Origin of the sequence: Deinococcus metallilatus, assembly GCF_004758605.1 — a bacterium.
GTDB classification, from domain to species: domain Bacteria; phylum Deinococcota; class Deinococci; order Deinococcales; family Deinococcaceae; genus Deinococcus; species Deinococcus metallilatus.
The window spans coordinates 165,766-181,308 of the sequence record NZ_CP038512.1; the positions used below are offsets into that span (position 1 = coordinate 165,766).

Annotated in this window: 16 protein-coding genes and 1 tRNA gene; 12 read left to right on the plus strand and 5 right to left on the minus strand. The window is 69.9% G+C overall.

The features are described from left to right. Positions 1-273 precede the first annotated feature (273 nt). Together E5F05_RS06700 and E5F05_RS06705 are read left to right on the plus strand one after the other, a co-directional pair. Positions 274-1,488 carry a BON domain-containing protein gene (locus tag E5F05_RS06700; RefSeq protein ID WP_129117854.1) on the plus strand — a complete coding sequence of 405 codons (1,215 nt, stop codon included), beginning with the start codon at positions 274-276 and terminating at the stop codon, positions 1,486-1,488. Between the two features lie 164 nt (positions 1,489-1,652). Then, positions 1,653-1,928, plus strand: coding sequence for a hypothetical protein (locus E5F05_RS06705; protein WP_129117855.1), 276 nt, complete (start codon positions 1,653-1,655; stop codon positions 1,926-1,928). A 272-nt stretch (positions 1,929-2,200) separates the two neighbouring features. Here E5F05_RS06705 and E5F05_RS06710 read toward each other — a convergent pair whose 3' ends face one another. The 5 genes from E5F05_RS06710 to E5F05_RS06730 all read right to left on the minus strand — a co-directional run bounded on the left by E5F05_RS06710 (position 2,201) and on the right by E5F05_RS06730 (position 5,175). Then, positions 2,201-3,433 (minus strand): hypothetical protein, encoded by a 1,233-nt coding sequence (locus E5F05_RS06710; RefSeq protein WP_129117961.1) that lies wholly within the window; start codon positions 3,431-3,433, stop codon positions 2,201-2,203. A 230-nt stretch (positions 3,434-3,663) separates the two neighbouring features. Continuing rightward, positions 3,664-3,852, minus strand: a complete 189-nt coding sequence (locus E5F05_RS06715) for a hypothetical protein (protein ID WP_129117856.1) — start codon at positions 3,850-3,852, stop codon at positions 3,664-3,666. A 44-nt stretch (positions 3,853-3,896) separates the two neighbouring features. Continuing rightward, a complete protein-coding gene (locus E5F05_RS06720; protein ID WP_129117857.1) occupies positions 3,897-4,373 on the minus strand; it encodes a hypothetical protein in 477 nt (158 codons plus the stop codon). Further along, positions 4,370-4,906 (minus strand): hypothetical protein, encoded by a 537-nt coding sequence (locus tag E5F05_RS06725; RefSeq protein ID WP_129117858.1) that lies wholly within the window; start codon positions 4,904-4,906, stop codon positions 4,370-4,372. Before E5F05_RS06725 ends, E5F05_RS06720 begins: the two co-directional genes overlap by 4 nt. Next, positions 4,903-5,175 carry a helix-turn-helix transcriptional regulator gene (locus E5F05_RS06730; RefSeq protein WP_129117859.1) on the minus strand — a complete coding sequence of 91 codons (273 nt, stop codon included), beginning with the start codon at positions 5,173-5,175 and terminating at the stop codon, positions 4,903-4,905. The genes E5F05_RS06725 and E5F05_RS06730 overlap by 4 nt, the downstream gene beginning before the upstream one ends. Before the next feature lie 113 nt (positions 5,176-5,288). Here E5F05_RS06730 and E5F05_RS06735 point away from each other — a divergent pair, with 113 nt between their 5' ends. From E5F05_RS06735 to E5F05_RS06780, 10 genes are all read left to right on the plus strand, one after another. Beyond that, positions 5,289-6,824 (plus strand): phytoene desaturase family protein, encoded by a 1,536-nt coding sequence (locus tag E5F05_RS06735; protein WP_129117860.1) that lies wholly within the window; start codon positions 5,289-5,291, stop codon positions 6,822-6,824. A 55-nt stretch (positions 6,825-6,879) separates the two neighbouring features. After that, complete coding sequence (locus E5F05_RS06740) at positions 6,880-7,887, plus strand: carotenoid biosynthesis protein (RefSeq protein ID WP_129117861.1); 1,008 nt, start codon at positions 6,880-6,882, stop codon at positions 7,885-7,887. Then, entirely contained in the window at positions 7,884-8,543 is a 660-nt protein-coding gene (locus E5F05_RS06745) for a lysophospholipid acyltransferase family protein (protein ID WP_129117862.1), read from the plus strand. Before E5F05_RS06740 ends, E5F05_RS06745 begins: the two co-directional genes overlap by 4 nt. Beyond that, on the plus strand, positions 8,540-9,634 hold the full coding sequence (locus E5F05_RS06750; protein ID WP_129117863.1) for a glycosyltransferase family 2 protein: 1,095 nt from the start codon (positions 8,540-8,542) through the stop codon (positions 9,632-9,634). The genes E5F05_RS06745 and E5F05_RS06750 overlap by 4 nt, the downstream gene beginning before the upstream one ends. After that, positions 9,631-11,052, plus strand: a complete 1,422-nt coding sequence (locus tag E5F05_RS06755) for a phytoene desaturase family protein (protein WP_129117864.1) — start codon at positions 9,631-9,633, stop codon at positions 11,050-11,052. The genes E5F05_RS06750 and E5F05_RS06755 overlap by 4 nt, the downstream gene beginning before the upstream one ends. A 295-nt stretch (positions 11,053-11,347) precedes the next feature. After that, on the plus strand, positions 11,348-11,836 hold the full coding sequence (locus E5F05_RS06760) for a hypothetical protein (protein ID WP_129117865.1): 489 nt from the start codon (positions 11,348-11,350) through the stop codon (positions 11,834-11,836). 19 nt (positions 11,837-11,855) lie between these two features. Further along, positions 11,856-12,335, plus strand: coding sequence for an HIT family protein (locus E5F05_RS06765; protein ID WP_129117866.1), 480 nt, complete (start codon positions 11,856-11,858; stop codon positions 12,333-12,335). 71 nt (positions 12,336-12,406) lie between these two features. Beyond that, positions 12,407-13,621, plus strand: coding sequence for a radical SAM family heme chaperone HemW (gene hemW / locus E5F05_RS06770; RefSeq protein WP_129117867.1), 1,215 nt, complete (start codon positions 12,407-12,409; stop codon positions 13,619-13,621). An 87-nt stretch (positions 13,622-13,708) separates the two neighbouring features. Beyond that, positions 13,709-15,112, plus strand: a complete 1,404-nt coding sequence (lpdA, locus tag E5F05_RS06775) for a dihydrolipoyl dehydrogenase (protein WP_129117868.1) — start codon at positions 13,709-13,711, stop codon at positions 15,110-15,112. A gap of 83 nt (positions 15,113-15,195) precedes the next feature. After that, positions 15,196-15,272: transfer RNA gene (locus tag E5F05_RS06780), tRNA-Arg, on the plus strand. The last annotated feature ends 271 nt before the right edge of the window (positions 15,273-15,543 follow it).

Genomic DNA, 15,543 nt, shown 5'->3' on the forward strand with positions numbered 1-15,543 from the left:
GCGCCGGACCGAAAACCCCCGAACGAGCCTCTTCTCATCTGCGGGCCGCCTCATCCGAGGTTCCCTGGCCCTGACGGCGGCGCCCCCACAGACGGTTCCTGTGATGGTCGCGTCACCCAATCTTCATGAGCGGTGCTGACCTCGGCCCTTAAATCAACTGTCATCCCAGTCAGGTGTCTAGACGGATATGACTAGGGAGGCAAGACCAGTGGAGGAGCTGCGACACCCGGAGGGTCCGGGTGGCAGTTTTCCCACGCTGACTTGGAGGAGCACATGACCCGTAATCGTGATGACCGTTACGATGACCGCGATATGTACCGCGACGACCGCCGGGGCGGCATGGACCCCGGAGGCGACCTGTACCGGGGCCGCGACGATGACCGCTACGGCGGCTCCGGCATGGGCCAGGGCTACGGCGGCGGTATGGGCCAGGGGCAGGGCTACGGCATGGATCAGGGGCGCGGCTCCTACGGCGGTGGTATGGGCCAGGGCTACGGCGGCGACCGCTACGGTGACCGTTCGGGCATGGGTCAGGGGTACGGCGGTCAAGGCTATGGCCAAGGCTACGGCGGCTCCTACGACCGGGACCGCAGCGGCGGGATGGGCTACGGCGGCGGAATGGGCGGCCAGGGCTACGGCTCGGACCGCTGGTCCTCCAGCCAGGGGCAGAGCTACGGCCAGGGCCAGATGTCCGGTCAGTATGGCGGCCAGTACGGCCAGTATGGCGGCGACCGTGACCGGGGGATGTCCAGTGGTCAGAGCTACGGCTACGGCAGCCAGGGGTACGGCGGCCAGAGTTACGGCAACCAGGGCCGCGGCATGGGCGGCATGTCGGGGGACCAGTACGGCGGCCAGTATGGGGGCGGCCAGTACGGAGGCGGCCGGTCCCAGGGTGGAATGCAGGGCGGGATGGGCTACAGCTCCGGGATGGGCGGCGGCTCCAGTTACGGCCAGGGCCAGAGCTACGGGCAGGGACAGGGCTATGGGCAGGGCCAGGGCTACGGCCAGTCGGGCATGGAGAGCCACCGGGGCAAGGGACCCAAGGGCTACCAGCGCAGCGACGACCGCATCCGGGAACAGGTGAACGACGCGCTGGAAGACGAACACGGCGTGGACGCCAGCGACATCGAGGTGCAGGTGCAGAATGGGGAAGTGACCCTGACCGGCACGGTGAACGACCGCAACCAGAAGCGCATGGCCGAAGATTGCGTGGAGCGGGTGCGCGGCGTGAAGGATGTCCACAACCAGCTCCGCGTGCAACAGCAGGGCAGCCAGAGCAGCTCGGGCCAGTCCCAGTCCGGAATGAGCCAGTCCGGCAGCACCGGCGGGACGGGCAGCACGGGCAGTACCAGCGGCACGACCGGGACGGGGAGTACCGGCAGCACTGGCAGCACGACCGGGACCACGGGCAGCACGGGGAGTACCAGCGGTTCGAGCGGCACCAGCGGCTCAGGCAGCCACAGCAACAATCAGAGCGGCAACCGCTGAGGACCGGGGCGCCCGAAGCCTGACACGGGTTCTGGCGCCTGATCACGCAAAGGCAGCAGCATCAAGGCACTGAACACGGGTTCCCGTCCCCGTGTTCAGTCTTCCGTCCCCAGCATCCCCGAAACCCCACCACCCCTGAAAACAGTCCCGCTGAAGGAGGCCCTATGACTTCTGACGATGATCGCCCGACTGACCGCAAAGCCGCAGAAAACGCCCAGGGCGGCCTGCCCCCCGACGCGGGCAACCAGATGTGGGACCGCTCCGAGTGGACCGGCGAGTCCGAGAGCGGCATGACCAACACACCTGACGTGACCGACAGCCCCCGCCGACCGACCGACCGGGTGGACCGGGGCATCCCCAAGCCCCCCGGCGAGACGAACGACGGCACCTCGACCGGCACGACCTTCGGCACTACGGCGATGGACGACAAGGGGATGTGACCGGCTATCACCGCCGGTGCGGCGGAGCAGCAGACCCCACTGATCGGTGGGGTTTTCTGCTGCTCTTTGAGGGCGGGTGCCAGCCTCTCCCCAGGCTGCCTGTCCACCTCAGGCCGACTTGCTCTGATGCCAGAACAGGTGGGCAGGATAGCCCCGGTGCTCGACAGGCTGAACCCTACGAGGTCATAAAGGGCCAGCCGCGACCAGCGATTCCCTCCAGGGGCCCGGCGGGGGCGGAACGAACGTTGAACCCTGAGCGCCGGGGCCTGCCCTCAGACCGGGGTGGGGGTCGGGGTGGCCGGCTGTGCCGGTTGACGCAGTCGGCGGCGCACACCGTCGGCGTACTCGGCAAGGTCAGCCAGCAGGTCGCGGACCTCGCCGCGCAGCAGGTATTGCCCGCCGGGCAGGGGCGTCAGGGCCAGGAACGGCGCGCGGGTCAGGGTATCCAGAATGCTGTGCAGTTCGGCGGTGTTCACGCCGCTGCCCAGGCGTTCGGCGAGGCGCGCGGCACTGACGATGCTGTGGGCAGGCTGCGAGGCCAGCGTGAGCAGCACGAAGGAAAACGCGCCGCGCTGGGCGAGGTGCGCGCCCACCAGTTCCGAGATGCTGGCCGCCGACGCCAGGTCGAGGTTTCCGGCCTTCCAGTACCCGCGCAGGTCGATGGGGGAGAGCGGGGCGAGCCGGGCGTGTTCGATCAGCGCGGCCAGCGCCTCACGAGTCAGGCGGTGCAGGTTCTGGGGGTGTTCGGCCTCGGTGGTAATCAGGGCGGCGTAATCGGCGCCTTCGCGCCAGGCGGGCGTCCGCAGCGCGTCCCCGTTCAGCGCGAGCTGGACCGTGTACCCGTGCGCGCCCAGTTCGGCAGCCAGCCGCGCGACCCCCGGCGCCGGGAAGGTCAGCCGGTAGCCGGTCAGCCGGGACAGTTCGGCGAGCTGGTCTTCGAGCCGGGTCGGAATGGGGGCGGCCGCCTGGGCCTCGGAGCGCGGGGAGGCCGGGCGCTGGGAGTCGGGGGCCACCGGCACCAGGGGCGTCGGCGCCGCCTGCACGGGGGCCAGCGGGGGGCGGGTTTCGGCAGCGGGTGTGACGGTGGCGCGCACCGTGGCGGGCGTCTCGGCGGCTCCCGGCTGCGGGCGGGGCTGTTCCAGCCGCACCTCGCGCACATGCGGGGTCGCCGTCACGACCACGCGCCGGGCTTCCGGGGTCGGCTCGCTGGCCAGCCGCGAGGACGGCAAGGGCGCCGGGTGGGGCTTGACAATCGCCTCCACCTGGTAGCGGCCCGGCGCAAGATGCGTGATCATCAGCACGTCGTTCACGCCCAGGTTGCCGTCGTGGTACAGGTCGCGCAGGCCCCACACGCGCCCCGCCGCGCGGTCCACCTGCACCGTGTACTCGCGGCCCCGGTCCCCCACGAACTGCGCGGGACCACTTTCGGGAAAGGTGCCGTCCAGGTACTTCAGCAGGCGCAGGCTGCCTTCTTGCAGGCAGGGGCGGGTGATGATGTAACGCATTTGGTTCATGCGGGGGTTCCTCCATTGAGAGCGCCCCGCAGACACGGGGACGCGGTCAGGCAAAGTCAGTTGCTCTCTCAACCATACCAGACTTACCGGCACGTCAAGCCCAGAAGTGTCGCCCCACACGTCCAAAAAGCTTCATGACTTGTGAGAATTCGTACATGGTCTGCGGAAGAGGTCGGGCGGCCGCCCAGGCGACGCGGTTCCCGGGGTCAGGATTTCTTTGGCTAGGGTTTCTTCCGCCACCCGGAGGCGCGCGCCGCGTCTACCAGGAACCACACGGCGACGGCGGCCCACAGCAGGGCCGGGAGCCAGTTCTCCGCCCGCGCGTAACGGAAGGCCGCGACCCCGGACAGCACGGCCAGCAGCAGGCTCAGCAGAAACACGACATTGGGGGGGACGCGGCGACCGAACATGGTCCTAGCGTACCCCCACAGGGTCAAGCGGTCTGTCTGCCCGCTTATTCCTCCAGCGGGTCCGGTTCGGTCCAGGCGAGGATGGCGGTGGGCAGGGCGGGGATGAAGATGATGGCTCCCAGGTAGAGGCTCATCCAGGCAAACGAAGTGGAGGGCGTCGGCAGGTGGTGTTTGAATGCCAGCAGGAAATAGACCACGGCGAGCAGGAACAGGGCACCCAGCAGGCGGTAGGCCGTGATGTGTGCCTGCGCGAGCCGCTGCCACTGCCGCTCGTCCATCTGGTGATCGCGGCCTTCCGGCAGGCCCAGGCGGGAAGGCTTCATGAGCTGGATGCCGCCTCTGAAGAGCAGCAGCATGCTCACCAGCGCGAGGGGAATCAGGAGGCCGTCCGGCAGGCCGAAGGCACTGTCCAGGCCCACGGTCAGGAGAAACAGCGTGTACCCTCCCACGGCCATCAATACGAGGCGGCGGCGGGTGGCGAGCGGCGCGAGCGGACGGGGCTGGGGCAGAGTCGCGTTCATGCGGAACCTCCGTGGGCGTGCGGGTCAGGCAGCGGAAGGGCGTTGGCGAGGTCCTCGCCGGGCGAGTCGGGTTCCGTCCAGGCGAGGATGGCGGCGGGCATTACCCCCACCAGAAACGAGACGCCGGTGGCGATCAGTTGCCAGCTGTCCGGGCCTGTGGGAAGAGGCCAGCCGCGCTCGCTGGCGAGAGAAAGGTAGATGGTCCCGAACACGAACAGCAGGCTCACCACCCAGTAGGCCTGCGTTCTGGCCTGCATCACGACCTCGCGCTGCCGTTCGTCCAGCCGCCTGTCGTCGGTGCCGGGCAGCCCCAGGACCCGGGGAACATACAGGTGATACCCGGAGCCGAAGCTCAGGAGCAGGCTCAGGTAGGCCAGACTCCTCAGGGTTTCGTCGGGCGTCCGCAGTGTGCCCACGCGGAGGGCCAGCACCATCAGGATGGCGTACCCGAGAAAGCTGATGGCGGTCAGGACAACCACGCGGCGACGGGCGCGCAGAGGTGCCAGTGGTCGGGGGCGGCTGGCAGCGTTCATGCTGAACCTCCGTAGACTTTCTCGCTGAGCGGCGTGAAGGGCGTGCGGGAGAAGATCGCCTCGATGGGCAGGCCGAAGAACTCGCTGAGGCGGAAGGCGAGGTCGAGGCTGGGGTGGTACTCGCCGCGTTCCAGATACCCGATGGTCTGGTAGTTCACGCCCACCGCGGCGGCGAGGTCCTGGCGGCTGAGGCCCCGCTCGGCCCGCAGCACCGCCAGCCGGTTGTACAGGGGCGGTGGGGAGGGGCGACCGGAGGCCTTCGCAACCATGCGTCGTATTGTTGTATTTCTACAACATTATGTCAAGTTTTTCTATCGGCCGGTGCCTTCGCCTGGAGCATTCCTGACCGTTCTCTCCCGCCCGGCGTGCCAGGATGCAGGTCATGCCGGACTTCGACGTTGTGGTGATGGGCGCGGGGCACAACGCGCTGGTGACCGCCGCCTACGCCGCGCGGGCCGGGCTGAAGGTCGGCGTGTTCGAGCGGCGGCACGTGGTTGGCGGCGCGGTGAGCACCGAGGAACTGGTCCCCGGCTACCGCTTCGACTACGGTGGCAGCGCCCACATCCTGATCCGCATGACGCCGGTGGTGCGCGAACTGGAACTGACCCGCCACGGCCTGCACTACCTCGAAGTGGACCCGATGTTTCACGCCTCGGACGGGGAAACGCCCTGGTTCATGTGGCGCGACGCCGAACGGACGGCGCGCGAACTGGAGGCCCTCTTTCCCGGTCAGGGGGAGGCTTACCGCCGGTTTCTGGACGACTGGACGCCCTTTGCCCGCAGCGTGGCCGACCTGTTCAACTCGGCCCCCGGCCCGCTGGACCTGGGGAAAATGGTGGTCAGGAGCGGCCAGGGGCGTGACTGGCAGGCGCAGCTTTCCCGCATCCTGCGCCCTTACGGCGACGTGGCCCGCGAGTATTTTTCAGAGGAACGGGTGCGGGCGCCGCTGGTCTGGATGGCGGCGCAGAGCGGCCCACCCCCCTCCGATCCCCTCAGTGCTCCCTTTCTGCTGTGGCATCCCCTCTACCACGCAGGCGGCGTGGCGCGGCCCAAGGGTGGGAGCGGCGGGTTGACGAAGGCCCTGCGCCGCGCTGTGGAGGCCGAGGGGGGCCAGGTCTTTGTCAATGCGCCCGTGAAACGCATCCTGGTCAGGGACGGGAAGGCGCAGGGGATCGAGCTGGAGGGCGGGGAGAGGTACACGGCCCGCGCGGTCGTCTCGGGGACGCACCTCCTTACCACGGCGCAGGCGTTGCCGCCCGAATACGTGCCGGAAGCGGCGCGGAACGTGCGGGTGGGCAACGGCTTCGGCATGGTGCTGCGGCTGGCCCTCAGCGAGCGGGTGCGGTATCGCCAGCACACCGAACCGGAGAGCCGGGTGGGCCTGGGCTTGCTGATCAAAAACGAGCGGCAACTGCTGAAGGGCTACGGCGAATATCTGGCGGGCGAACCCACCACCGACCCGCCGCTGATCGCGATGAGCTTTTCGGCGGTGGACGACAGCCTGGCGCCGCCCGGGGGCGAAGTGCTGTGGCTGTGGGCGCAGTATTACCCCTACGAGCTGGCGTCGGGCACCTGGGAGGGGCGCCAGGCGGAAGCGCGCGAGACTATCCTGCGTGCCTTCGAGCATTACGCGCCGGGCACGCGGGACACCATCGTGGGCGAACTGGTGCAGACGCCGCAGTGGCTGGAGAGGGAGCTGGGCCTGTACCGGGGCAACGTGATGCACCTGGAGATGAGCTTCGACCAGATGTTCGCCTTCCGTCCCTGGCTGGGGGCCAGCCAGTACCGCTGGCCGGGCCTGAGGGGGCTGTACCTGACGGGCGCGAGCACCCATCCCGGCGGCGGCATCATGGGAGCCTCGGGGCGGAATGCGGCGCGGGTGCTGGTCAAGGACCTCACGCGGCGGGGGTGGCGGTGAGGCCGCGGTGGGTGGACGGGAGCTTTGCCGGACGTTCCCCTGGGCGGTCTGGCCCATGACGCCCGCGCTCCTGCGCTGGAGCCTCGCCCTGGCGGCCCTGGGGCTGGCCTTTCTGGGGGCACTGCTGGTGCTGAAGGGGACGGCCCTGGGCGGGGCCTTCATCGCGCTGGGCCTGCCGCTCTCCGGCGTGCTGGCGCTGGCGGGAGACACGCTGGGAGGCGACTTCGCGGGGGCGCTGCGGCGGCGGACGGCTGTTCTCGCCGGGCAGATGCGGCCCTGGATGGGGTGGACCGTCCTCTATGCCGTGCTGAAAATCCCGGTGCCCCTCTGGCCCCAGCGCTTCCCGCTGCTGGCGCTGCTGAGTACCGGGGCGCTGTTCCTCGCCGCCCTCGCCTACGTCTGGGAGCGGGTCGGCGCGCGGCGGGCGCTGGGGCTGGCGGCGCTGGCTTTCGGCGTGGGCCTGGGGGTGGAAGTGCTGGGGAGCCGGACGGGGTGGCCGTTCGGGGCGTATTCCTACACCGCCGCGCCTGCCCCGACCCTGCTCGGCGTGCCGCTGATCGTGCCGCTGGGCTGGTTCGCGCTGACGCTGTCCGCTGCGCTGCTGGCCGGGGGGCGGGCCTGGCTGGCCGGTCTGCTGCTGGCCGCGTGGGACGTGGGCCTGGAGCCGCTGATGACCGCCGAGGGCTACTGGCGCTGGAACGACCCCGCGCCGCTGTGGGCGGGTGCCCCGGTGCAGAACTTCCTGGGCTGGTGGGCCGTGGGGACGGGATTGAGCTGGGCCTTCGTGGGGGTAGCACCGGGGCTTTTTGGGCGGCGGGGCTGGAACTGGCCGATGCAGGTGAGGGGAGAGGGCCGCGTGCGCGTGAAGGTCGGCCTCGTCCGTGTCGAACCCGCCCCCCGCCCCGACCTTTCCCGCCTCACTTTCGCCGTCGTGTACCCCATCGAGACGTTCTTTCTGCCCGGCGGCCTGGTGCTGGTGGGCCGGGAGCGGGAGGCGGCGGTGACGCTCGCGGCGATGCTGGGGGCACTGGCGCTGGCGCGAGCGGTGCGGGGGAAGAAGTGAGCGGCGCTGACCCGGTCGGGGTGCTGCTGCGGGCGAGCATTCGTCACAGCATCCGTACCCATCTGGGAGGCGTGTGGGTGCGCGGGCCGCTGCCGCACGGGGGCGCGGTGCTGGCCGCCAACCACCATTCCTGGTGGGACGGCTACGTGCTGGGGGAGGTGGCCGCGACCCTGGGGGCCGATTTCCGGGTGCTGATGACGGCGCGGCAACTGGCCCGTTTCCCCTTCCTGCGGCGCGTGGGCGTGCTGGGGGTGGAGGAGGTGCGGCCTGCGGTGCGGGCGGCGCGGGCGGGCGCGTGGGTGGTGGTGTTTCCGGAGGGGGCCATCCGGCCCGCCGGGGTCCTGCGGCAGGTGAAGCCCGGCGCGGCCTGGATCGCGCGCACGGCGGGCGTGCCGCTGGTGCCGGTGGCGCTGCGGGTGGTGCTGCGGGGCGGGCAATACCCGGAGGCTTATCTGCGGTTCGGGCGGGCGGTGGGTGCACCTGACCTCGTGGCGGCCCTCTCGCGGGAACTCGCCGCGCTGGAGGCCGACCTTGCGGGGAGCGACCCCGAACAGCCTCTCGCCGGATACCTCCGCCTCACGGCAGGCCGCGCCAGCGATCACGAACGCCTGGACTGGCCCAGCCGCGCGCTGGCCCGGCTGACGGGGGACCGGTGAGCCGTCTTTTCCGCGTCTACCGGCTCGCGGTGGGCGGGTTCTTCGCGTACAAGGCGGCCGCCCTGCTCGTGAACGCGCTGACCTTTCCCCGGCTGCGGCCCCGGCCCACGCCCGCGGGCCCGCGCGTTTCCCTGCTGGTCCCTGCCCGCGACGAGGCGCACAACCTCCCCCACACGCTCCCCGGCCTGCTCGCCCAGCGTGCGCACGAGGTGCTGGTGCTGGACGACGGCAGCAGCGACGGGACGGCGCAGGTCGCCCGGGCACTGGGCGCGGGGGTGATTCCCGGACAACCGCTGCCCGGCGACTGGCACGGCAAACCCTGGGCCTGCCAGCAACTCGCGTGGATGGCGAAGGGTGATGTCCTGATCTTCACCGACGCGGACGTGTTCTGGCACCCGGGGGCACTCGGGGCCGTGCTGCACGAGCTGGCTCGTTCGCGGGCCGACCTGCTGAGCGTGTACCCGCGACAGCACAACGTCACGCCGGGCGAACGGCTCCTCACGCCGCTGGTGGACGCCGTGCTGCTGACCCTGCTGCCCGCGCCGCTCCTGCGCCTGCCGCACGCGAGTGCTGCCGCCGCAAACGGGCAACTGATGGCCTTCCGGCGGGAAGCCTATGAGCGGGTGGGCGGGCATGCCCTGGTGCGCGCCGAACTGCTGGAGGACGTGACCTTTGCGGCTCGCCTCAAGGCACGCGGCGGGCGGCTGGCCCTGGCGCTGGGCGGCCCTTGTGTGGGCGTGCGAATGTACCGGAGTTACCCGGGATCCGTTGCGGGCTTCGGGAAGAATGCGGCGGCGTTTCATGGTCGCTCGCGGGCACTGCTGGTCGCCTCTGCCGCGTGGCATCTGGCGGCGTACACGCTGCCGTGGCTGCTGCCCGCCCGCCTCTCCGGGGTGACGTGGCTGCGGGCGGCAGGCCTGCTGGAGCGAACGGCAGTGAATCTGGTCACGGGCCGCCGCACGCCCGCCGACCTCGCGGAGGGGCTGCTGGGACCGGTCACGCCGCTGCTGGCACTGCCCGTGTACCTGCGCGCCCTGCGCCCCCGGGTGAGCTGGAAGGGCCGGGACTACGCGCAGGCGGGAGCGGAATGACCCGTTCCCCCCGCCACGTCGCCGTCATCGGGGCGGGCTTCGCGGGCCTGGCGGCGGCCCTGCGGCTGGCGCAGGCGGGCGCCCACGTGACCGTGCTCGACAGCCTGGAACGGGCAGGCGGCAAGGCGGCCCTGGGCGAAGCGGACTTTTCCAGCGGCCCGACGGTCGTGACCATGCCGCAGGTGTTCCGCGCCCTCCACGCGCGGGTGGGTTTGCCGCCACCCGGGCTGGAAGCCGCCCGTCCGACCACCACCTATCACGGTCCCGGGGGCCGCACCTTCGCCCCCGAGGCGCTGCACGTCGCGGGGAGCCTGGACGCGACGCTCGCGCAACTCTCGCTCCGGGAGGGCCGCGACTACGTCCGATTGCTGGCCGCCTCGCGCCGCATGTACCTGGACGCGGCCCCGACCTTCCTGTTCGGGCCGCCGCCTGACCGTCTGGCCCTGGCCCGCTACGCCCTCACGCGCGGAGGGCGGGCGGCCCCCTGGTCCAGCCTCGCGCGCCTGGTCCAGAGCGGCCCCTTCCTGACGCCGTTCTGGCTGCGCTTCGCGACCTATCTGGGCGCCGATCCGTACCGCGCGCCCGCCGTGCTGCACAACGTCGCCTGGGTGGAACTGGGCTACGGGGTCTGGCACCTGGCGGGGGGAATGGCCGCCCTCGCCGAACAGTTGCGCGAACAGGCGGAGGCGCTGGGCGTGCGCTTCGAGTTCGGGACGCGGGTGCAGCACCTCGTCACGCATGGGCGCCGGGTGCTGGGCGCGCACACGGACCGGGGGGCCTTCGCCGCCGACGCCTGGGTGAGTGCCGCGGATCACGCCCTCACCCGCCGCTGGCTGGGCCTGCCGCCCGCCCCCGGAGCGCGGGGCATCAGCGGTTTTGCGCTGCAACTCCGCTTGCGGGAGGACCGGGGCCACGCCCACCACATTTTCTGGCCTGCCGAGTACGCCCGCGAGTGGCGGGACATCCGGGCGGGGCGGTTGCCGGACGACCCCACCCTGTACCTCCACCTGGGCGGCGACCTGGCTTTCCTGCTGGTGAACGCGCCGCCTGATCCCACGGTGCCCGGCGACCCACGCGGGTACGGCGCATTCCTGTTGCGGCAGCTTCAGAACCGCCTCCCGCTGGAGGTGACCGGCTGGCGGCCCCTCACACCCGCCGACTACGCGCGGACCGGCGTGGCGGGCGCGATCTACGGCCGTGCCCCGCATGGGCTGACCGGCAGCCTGCGCCCCGGCTGGACCCACCCCTCCGCGCGGAATCTGGTCCAGGTGGGCGGCACCGTCCACCCCGGCGGCGGCGTGCCGCTCTCGCTGCTGAGCGGCTGGAACGGCGCCGGACAACTGCTGAAGCTCCCCTATGACGATCTGGATGGGTTCCGGGTCCCGGAAGCGGGGGAGACGTGGGACGAGCTTGGGTGAGGGGAGGGGAACAGGCGCCCCACCGGTTCCAAGGGCACAACTCGGAACCGGGCATCATTCATGCCTGCCCGGAACGTTCCGTGTTGTTCGCCTCTCAAGGCGCAGGGTCGCGGGAGCCGACGCCGTCCGGCCAACCCGATTTCTCTCCCCCCACGCTTGACCCGAAGCTCCCAAGTGCATAAGTTGACTTCTTCTGCATTCCACGCTATATTCTCTTTATCACCGCCCAAGAGGCGGCTTTTTTATTGCCGCCACAGAGCAGCCTCTGCCTTGCCTGCCCCTTATCCTGACCCGCATGGAACACAAGCGCACCTGGACGGACGTGTACGGCTCGGCCCACGCGAGTTTCGAGGGCCGGGCGGGCGGGCACCGCTGGCTGCTCGCCGCTCCGCCCGAACTCGCGGCGGGTATCCCTTCGCAACTCGCCGCGTTGGACGGCAAGGGCCGGGTCGACCTGCTCGTTCACGACGGCCTGACGCCGCTGCTCGCCGCCCTGCGTGAACTGGAACCGCGCGGCGTGCTGATCGTCGCCCCGCGTGCCCTCGCCTCCGGCCCCGCCGTGACCGTCCCCGAACGCCGGGTGGAGGACGCGGGCGGCGCCGGGTACCGCGAGGGGGGCGAGTTCCCGGCCTGGCAGGGGGCCCTGGGGGTGGCGGGCGAACCGGGCGAGAATGGGGCCGCGAGTGCTGCCGCTTCCCTGGCGGTGCCAGTCGTGGTCACGGCCCCGGACCACGTGCAGGTCACGCTGGAAGCCTGGATGGACCTGACGCCACACGGGCGGTAGGGCTGCTGAAAGGAACAACATGTATAACCACGCCCCTGAGCCTTACGACTGCCCGTTTTGCGATGTCGTTCGCGGAACACCGCGTCCTCTGCCCTACACGCAGCCTGAAGACATCGTGCTGCAAAACGAACTCGTCACCGCCTTTATTTCCTCCTGCTGGTGGCCCAATAACCCCGGACACGTGGTGATCGTGCCGAACGAGCACTTCGAGAACCTGTACGAGCTTCCCGTGCATTACGGGGCAGCCATTCATGACGTGTCCCGTGTGATCGCTCTGACACTCAAGACGGTCTACAGTTGCGAAGGCGTTTCGACCCGCCAGCACAACGAGCCTGGTGGCGGCCAGGACGTGTGGCACTATCACCTCCAAGTCTTCCCACGCTACGTGGATGACAACCTTTATATGTTGACGCCAGAGCGGCGCACGACGACACCCGAGGAGCGGCGGCCTTACGCCGAGCGACTGCGGACCTCCCTCGCCAACCAGCAACGCCTGTGAAGGCTGCATGACGACAGGCAAACGCGACTTCCACCGCCTCCCGCCCCCCGTTTCCCACGTACCCTACCCCTGTGCCCGCCCTCGACCCGACCGTCCGCCACCTTTACGTCCATGTTCCGTTCTGTCCGACCATCTGCCCGTACTGCGATTTTCACGTCCTGACGCGCCGGGCGGGATTGGTCGAAAAGTACCTGGAACGGGTGGAGGAGGAAGCCGCGCGGCTTGCGGGCGAGTACGCGGTGGACCTCGACACGGTGTATATCGGCGGCGGGACACCCAGCTTTCTGCGCGACCCGGAAATCACGGCTCTCTCGGAGAGCATCCGCCGTCACCTGGGCTGGGGCCGCCTGGAAAACACGCTGGAGATCAACCCCGGTACCGTTAGCGCGGACCGGGCGGCCCTGTGGCGTGACCTGGGCTTCGACCGAGCGTCGGTGGGCGTACAGAGCCTCGACGACGCCACGCTGAAGTTCCTGGGCCGACAGCACGACGCGCGGCAGGCCCGCGAGGCCGTGACGACCCTGGTGGACCGGGGCTTTCGCGTGAGCGGCGACCTGATCACCGCCGTGCCCGGCCAGCCCCTCGAAAGCGATATTCGCGGGCTGGTGGACCTGGGCGTGGGCCACGTCAGCGCCTATACCCTCACCATCGAGCCGGGCACCGAGTTCGCCCGCCGGGGCGTGACTGTGGAGGAGGACGACGAGCGCGCGGGCTTCGAGCGCACCGAGGAACTTCTCACCGCCCTCGGTTTCACCCGCTACGAGGTCAGCAACTACGCGCGTCCCGGTCAGGAATCCCGCCACAACCTCGCCTACTGGCTGGGCCGCACGTATCTGGGGCTGGGGCCGGGGGCGGCGGGACACTATCCAGCGGGCTTGCAAAGCTCTGCGGGGCAGCTCTACGAGTCCGCAGGAGGGGGCGGAGAGCAGATGGCAGATGGACTTGACCTCCACTCACCACTGACCACTGACCACTCCCCCCTCACCCTCCGCCGCACCAACCCCCACCTCCACGACTGGCTGACGGGCAAGGAGGGCGAAGTGCAGCCGATAGACGCCGAGGAGTACGTCACCGACGCACTCTTTATGGGCCTGCGCCTGCGCGAAGGCTTGAACCTCGCGGACCTGACGCGGCGCAGCGGGCTGAACGTCCGCGAGCGGTACGCGCGGCCTCTCGCCGCCAACGTGCGCCGGGGCCTGCTGACCCTGGAGGGCGACCAACTCCGCGCCACGCCGACGGGCTGGTGGCTGCTCAACCGGGTGGTGGCGGAGTTTCTGGAGGCTTGACTCACCATTGCGAGTGGTCAATGGACCCTGTCCAACTCCCGGCAGGCGTGATTGGTGGGACTTTCGGACGCGCGTTAGACTGCCCGCATGACGAAACAGATGGACTTTGACCTCCTCGTGATCGGGGCCGGGCCGGGCGGCTACCACGCCGCGATTCGCGCCGCGCAACTGGGCCTCAAGGTGGCCTGCGCCGAGCGCGAAGCCCTGGGCGGCGTGTGCCTGAACGTGGGCTGCATTCCCACCAAGGCGCTCCTGCACGCGGGCGAGATGATGGCTGCCGCCCACGAGGCTGCCGACTTCGGCCTGAGCTTCGGGGAGCAGAAGCTGAACGTGCAAAAGCTCAACGGCTGGAAGGACGGCATCGTCAAGAAGCTGACCGGCGGCGTGGGCGCTCTCTTCAAGGCCAACAAGGTCACGCATCTGGTCGGCCAGGCCAGCTTCGTCGATCCCCACACGGTCAAGGTGGGCGACAAGACCTACACCGCCTCGAACATCATCATCGCGACCGGCTCGGAACCCGCGCGGCTGCCGGGGCTGGAGGTGGACCAGCAGAACATCGTGGACTCCACCGGCGCCCTCGTTGTGCCCGACCCCATCCCGGCGCGGATGCTGTGCGTGGGCGGCGGCGTGATCGGCTTCGAGTTCGCGCACGTGTACAACAACCTCGGCGCCAAGGTGAAGGTGATCGAGTTCCTGCCCAGCATCATCCCCGGTGCCGACGCCGACGCGGTGAAGGAATTCAGCAAGGCGATGAAGAAGCAGGGCATCGAGATCGAGACGCAGACCAAGGCCAACAAGGCCGAGAAGAAGGCGGACGGCATCCACGTCGAACTGGAGAGCGTCAAGACCGGCGAGAAGCGCACCGAGGTCTTCGACCGCGTGCTGGTCGCAGTGGGCCGCCGTCCCCGCACCGACGGCCTGAACGCGCAGGCGGCGGGCGTGACCGTCACCGACCGCGGCTTCATCCCTGCCGACCGCGAGCAGCGCACCAACGTGCCCCACATCTACGCGATTGGCGACGTGGCCGGAAACCCGATGCTGGCCCACAAGGCGATGAAGGAAGGGCTGGTCGCTGCCGAGGTGGTCGCCGGGAAGCCCGCCGCGCAGGACGCCGTCGCCATCCCCGGCGTCGTCTACACCAGCCCCGAACTCGCCTGGGTCGGCCTCACCGAGCAGGAGGCCAAGGACAAGGGCTATCAGGTCAAGACCGGCAACTTCCCCTTCAGCGCCTCGGGCCGCGCGATGACCCTCCAGCAGACCGACGGCTTCGTGAAGATGGTGGTCGAAAAGGACACCGATCTGGTGCTGGGCGTCCACATCGTCGGCCCCCACGCCTCGGACATGCTGGGCGAGGCCAGCCTGGCGCTGGAGATGGCCGCCACCGCCGCCGACATCGCCCTGACCATCCACGCGCACCCCACCCTCGGGGAGTCCGTGCTGGAGGCCGCCGAGGCGGTCCACAAGCAGGCGATTCACATCATGAACCGCTGAGCGGACGGGACCAGCGGCAGGGGAGGCCGTATGTTTTCCCGGCCTCCTCGCCCTGCTATACTGCCCGCCGCATCGGCTGACCTGCACTCGTAGCTCAGCTGGATAGAGCGGCCCCCTCCTAAGGGGCAGGTCCCGCGTTCGAATCGCGGCGAGTGCACCAGAAAAAACCCCGCGCCAAGCGGGGTTTTCTGTTTAAGGAAGAGAGAGTGGAGAGGCCTCTTTTGCTGGCGTGACAAACCCGGCGAAACGGCCCCTACGCCTTGCGCCGCCCCTCGATCGGGTCACTCAGGTCGAGCGCCCACTCCTCATGCTCGTCCTTATAGACGTGGCGGTAGCTGTCCGCGGTGAAGCTCGGGCGCGGGTGCTCGGGTTTCGCTGTTGCCCGCTGGGCGCCCCCGTCAGGGCGCGGACGCTGGCGAGGCTCAACCCTT

What these genes read in the sequence shown, in the direction of transcription:
- E5F05_RS06715 (WP_129117856.1), bottom strand. Translation starts at nt 3,852, where the DNA reads ATGTTCGGTCGCCGCGTCCCCCCCAATGTCGTGTTTCTGCTGAGCCTG.
- E5F05_RS06735 (WP_129117860.1), top strand. Translation starts at nt 5,289, where the DNA reads ATGCCGGACTTCGACGTTGTGGTGATGGGCGCGGGGCACAACGCGCTG.
- E5F05_RS06740 (WP_129117861.1), top strand. Translation starts at nt 6,880, where the DNA reads ATGACGCCCGCGCTCCTGCGCTGGAGCCTCGCCCTGGCGGCCCTGGGG.
- E5F05_RS06700 (WP_129117854.1), top strand. Translation starts at nt 274, where the DNA reads ATGACCCGTAATCGTGATGACCGTTACGATGACCGCGATATGTACCGC.
- E5F05_RS06720 (WP_129117857.1), bottom strand. Translation starts at nt 4,373, where the DNA reads ATGAACGCGACTCTGCCCCAGCCCCGTCCGCTCGCGCCGCTCGCCACC.
- E5F05_RS06710 (WP_129117961.1), bottom strand. Translation starts at nt 3,433, where the DNA reads ATGCGTTACATCATCACCCGCCCCTGCCTGCAAGAAGGCAGCCTGCGC.
- E5F05_RS06725 (WP_129117858.1), bottom strand. Translation starts at nt 4,906, where the DNA reads ATGAACGCTGCCAGCCGCCCCCGACCACTGGCACCTCTGCGCGCCCGT.
- E5F05_RS06705 (WP_129117855.1), top strand. Translation starts at nt 1,653, where the DNA reads ATGACTTCTGACGATGATCGCCCGACTGACCGCAAAGCCGCAGAAAAC.
- E5F05_RS06760 (WP_129117865.1), top strand. Translation starts at nt 11,348, where the DNA reads ATGGAACACAAGCGCACCTGGACGGACGTGTACGGCTCGGCCCACGCG.
- E5F05_RS06730 (WP_129117859.1), bottom strand. Translation starts at nt 5,175, where the DNA reads ATGGTTGCGAAGGCCTCCGGTCGCCCCTCCCCACCGCCCCTGTACAAC.
- E5F05_RS06765 (WP_129117866.1), top strand. Translation starts at nt 11,856, where the DNA reads ATGTATAACCACGCCCCTGAGCCTTACGACTGCCCGTTTTGCGATGTC.
- E5F05_RS06755 (WP_129117864.1), top strand. Translation starts at nt 9,631, where the DNA reads ATGACCCGTTCCCCCCGCCACGTCGCCGTCATCGGGGCGGGCTTCGCG.
- lpdA (WP_129117868.1), top strand. Translation starts at nt 13,709, where the DNA reads ATGACGAAACAGATGGACTTTGACCTCCTCGTGATCGGGGCCGGGCCG.